This window comes from Pseudoflavonifractor capillosus, assembly GCF_016899775.1.
Classification (GTDB): Bacteria; Bacillota; Clostridia; order Oscillospirales; family Oscillospiraceae; genus Lawsonibacter.
Genome location: NZ_JACJJE010000108.1, coordinates 1 through 3,886, shown reverse-complemented (window position 1 = coordinate 3,886; position 3,886 = coordinate 1). Strand labels below are relative to the sequence as shown.

At 53.6% G+C, this 3,886-nt stretch carries 3 protein-coding genes; 1 reads left to right on the top strand and 2 read right to left on the bottom strand.

Going from position 1 to position 3,886, the window contains the following annotated elements; genetic code table 11:
- A partial coding sequence (locus H6B31_RS16325; protein ID WP_204899472.1) for a hypothetical protein occupies positions 1–2,615 on the top strand: 2,615 nt, incomplete at its 5' end.
- Positions 2,616–2,676: 61 nt separating this feature from the next.
- Here H6B31_RS16325 and H6B31_RS16320 read toward each other — a convergent pair.
- Both H6B31_RS16320 and H6B31_RS16315 read right to left on the bottom strand, forming a co-directional pair.
- Positions 2,677–3,192 (bottom strand): hypothetical protein, encoded by a 516-nt coding sequence (locus tag H6B31_RS16320; RefSeq protein ID WP_204899471.1) that lies wholly within the window; start codon positions 3,190–3,192, stop codon positions 2,677–2,679.
- A gap of 480 nt (positions 3,193–3,672) precedes the next feature.
- The coding region (locus tag H6B31_RS16315; protein ID WP_204899470.1) for a hypothetical protein at positions 3,673–3,886 on the bottom strand (214 nt) is incomplete at its 5' end.

The following is a 3,886-nucleotide window of genomic DNA, read 5'->3' as shown; positions in this document are numbered from 1 at the left end:
ACTTCCAGTACGCCTCCGACTTCGGCAGCGACTGGCAGCTGGCCACCACCCGCCAGGGCAACGCCATCGACCTGTTCGTGGGCGTGGACTCCGGCGTGACCCAGGCCATGACCCGTAACGATGTGGCTCAGCTGGTCCTGAACACCCTGCAGTCCGGTACTGTGGAGGCTTCCACCGACGGTAGTTGGACCATCGGCGACGTAACCATCAACAACAACGTCACCTACAACTACATCACCAGCAACCAGACTTACGCCAACGCCATCAGCAGCGATAAGTCCACCAGCGGAACTACCGACGCCGGCCGTTCCATCGTAGAGCTGGGCGAGAAGCTGTACAACGGCGACCTGAAGCTGGATGAGGACACCACCGACGTGTTCGGCCGTCCCGCCCGCACCTGGAGCTATGAGGGCGATGAGATCGGCACCTTTGCTCAGAAGGAGCTGATGGTGGCCGAGTACACCACCGCCGTCACCGGCAAGGAGCTGTACGATGCCGTAGGCAAGACTGCCTATGACAAGTATGACTTCTACTCCTATGTGAATGGCGAGGAAAGCGATCTCTACAAGGAGATCTCCCGCAACAACAAGGATGATGTGAACGAGATTGATGATGGCGCTCTGACCCAGGTGTTTGTGGATACTGACGACGAGACTGTCACCGTCACTGTCATCAATACCTATCTGGCCAAGGCTTCTTCTGATTACAATGAGAAGCGCGACGAAGTAACCTTCACCGTATACGGCCTGAACAACAGCAAGAAGCCTGCTACTGTTAGCGGTGAGGACTTTGCCATTGAGGATGTTGCCGAGGACGATTTTGTTCTGGTAACCTATGCAGATAAGGAGATTCAGTCCATTTCTGATGTGGATATCCTGTCTGATGTGGAGATCAAAACATTCAGCACCAGCGGCGGCAAGGTTACTGCTGTCAATGTAGACGGAACCAAATACAACGATTCCGCCACTCTGTATTATGACGAGGAAGTGCTGGACAACTACACTGAGGACAATCTGAAGGATACCACCTATAATGTGTATCTGGATCAGTACGGCTATGTCATCGGTGTGGACATCGTGGATGCGGCCAAGAATTATGTCTTCATCACTGGTGTTGACGCCAACTCCAGCAACCTGACCACCAAGAACTTTGAGGCCAACGCCCTGTTCCTGGATGGCACTTCCGATGTGATTGATGTTAAGAATAATGGTGTCCTGAAAGCTGATGGCGGTGCTGTGATCAACACTTGGTATACCTACACCAAGAGCAGCAGCGACGTTTACACCCTGAAGGCCATTGACTATGGTAAGATTGGTGAGAAGAACGATATTGGTCAGTATCACCACAACGCTACCCGGGACGGCGGTACCCTGAAAGATAATGTGATTGACAACCGCCACATCTCTTTGAAGGGTGCTGACAGCGGTGCTTACAGTAAGGTCTATGGTACCGATGATACCGTGTACCTGTTGGCTGAGCTGGATAAAGTCACCACGCGCAACACTGACTACGCTGTCGTCAAGGCTGTGGACGAGGTGGTAACCGGCATTGATAATGCCAGCTTTGAGCTTTACACTCGGGCCGATGCTCGTGATGAAGTTAATGCTACCAATGGTATTGCGGACGATACGACCACATCTTCCGGTGCTTACCCCCTGTACGATGACAATGGCGACATCATTGCCGCTGTGGTCGTGGGCGAGAGCGACAGCGTTTCCGAAAAGATCGCTTACATGATCTCCGACGGTCTGGAGGACGAGAGTTACGACAAGAGCACCGAGGAGTGGACCTGGACCCGCAAGGCCATTATCAACGGCGAGGAAGTCCTGCTCACCGAGGTCGGCGACGACAACGAGAGCGTCCTGGAGAATTATGACGAGCGTCCTGTTTCTGAAGGTGGCCAGGGCCCCTGGGTAACCGTGAAGTACGATGCCGACGGCAATGTAAAGAAGCTGGAGGCTCGCGACGTTGTTACTACTCTCAACGGCGCTGTTACGGCCATTGAGGATGACGAGGACACCGTGGTTGTGGCCATTGACGGTGTGACGAACGACTACACCCTGAAGGGCAAGACTCTGTTCGATCAGACGACTCAGAAGGAGGGCTTCCGCGTTGACGAGAATGTCAACATTGCCCTGAATCAGACCACCAAGAACAAGAACACCACTGAGTATTACACCGGCGTTACCGAGCTGAAGAATATTCTGGATGAGCTGAATGGCGTCTCCAAGAATCACAACTATGACTTCAACGCCGTGATTGAAGACGGCAAGGCTGTGGCTGTGGTTATCATCGACAACCTGGGCGACGGCAGCGACCAGAGCGGTCCTTCCGGCAGCACCAGCGAAGGCGTAGCCAAGCTGTCTGGCACTAATAATGCTGGCGATCCTGGCGCCAAGGTTGAGCTGACCCAAAACGCCACTAAGGATACCACTTATTATGTGGAACTTCAGATGATGAACAACGATGGTGATTGGAACCATGTTGATACCATTGCAGTGGTAGTTAAAGCTGGCACCAATTACGGCTTTACTCCCATCAACAGCATCTCTGCCAATCAGCAGTATCGCTTGGTTTGCGGTGAGTTGACTGCTCTGTTGAGTTTGGGCAAGTAATTGCATCTTACCCCTGATTTAACAGGAAACCCCCGGGCTTCGGCCCGGGGGTTTTATATATTCAATTTTTCTTCCGCAGTCCCAACACCCAATAGGCCTTATTTTTACTGTTCATCTGGTACCGGGCGTCCACACCATTATACAGGGACATCTGTGTCCCGCTCCAGGTTGGGGCCGCACTGCTGACAAAGCTCTCTGAATAGGTAGCGTCTTTGCAGGCCAGGATGGCCTCCTTTCCGCCGCCCTGGCCCAGCAGAATGGCCAGATCTCCCGCAATCAGAAAGACGTCAGGCACGGCGGAAAAGGTGATTTGCGTGGGAGAAGATGTCCCCTTGGCCCCTGTGCCGGTGTAGGTCAGCAGCTCCATGTCGCAGTTGCCCATCCCAGCGGACACCGCTGCAACTGACTCAGACAGAGCAGTCAAATCCTCTTCGTCCGCCTTTTTCGCCACCTGATCTGACAGTGCATTCAGCGCCGCGTCCAGCTTGGCGTTGTCAGCGTTGAAGTCCACCCGCTGGACCGCGTCTGTGGGTTCCCACTGGTTCAACTGATAATTGGTTGTTTGATTGGTCGCCATAAAAGAAATTCCTCCTTATTTGAGTTGGGGCCAGGCTTCCCCCTTCTAGGGGGAAGCTGTCACCCATAAGGGTGACTGAAGAGGGTGGCTACCGAGGTGTTGAGCTCTCCCAAGCCCCCCTCATCCGTCTGGCCTGCGGCCAGCCACCTTCCCCCATGTGGGGGGAAGGCTTTAAAGTCCTTCAAATAAGGAGAAATTTGGTCCTTTGTGGGACGTTTGGATACATATATTGGGAATTGGGGCGGAGTGCGCCTGTTGGAGGGCGGGCGGCCCGGTGTGCCGCCCCTACGACGGAGGAGTGGTACGCCCAGGTGGCGCGTCTGGGAGGCCACATCCTACAAAAGGGGCGGCGGGCGGGTGGGGACACCCGCCCCTACGGCGGAGTCTGAGCAAAAACAGCGGGCGCACAATGTGCGCCCCTACACCACAATTACAAACAGCTCTGCATATAGAAAAAGGGACAGGTCTGGAACCTGTCCCTTAAAACGCAGAGGCGAAACGCAGTTTCGCAGAAAGTTCTTTTGGGGTTCGTTGCAAAAAGAGCCCATAAAAACGAGCGAGGTTTGGAGCCCGAAATGGTTTCCAAATCTCGCTCGTTGCTTTATTCTTAGTTTGTGAAGACAAAGAAAAAGCAAAACCAGTGTACCGTATATGAGCGGAATGGTCAACTGGTACTTGCACTAAATTCAGAAAT

Excerpts from the sequence above, each read along its gene's own strand:
- H6B31_RS16320 (WP_204899471.1), bottom strand. The coding sequence starts at position 3,192 with ATGGCGACCAATCAAACAACCAATTATCAGTTGAACCAGTGGGAACCC.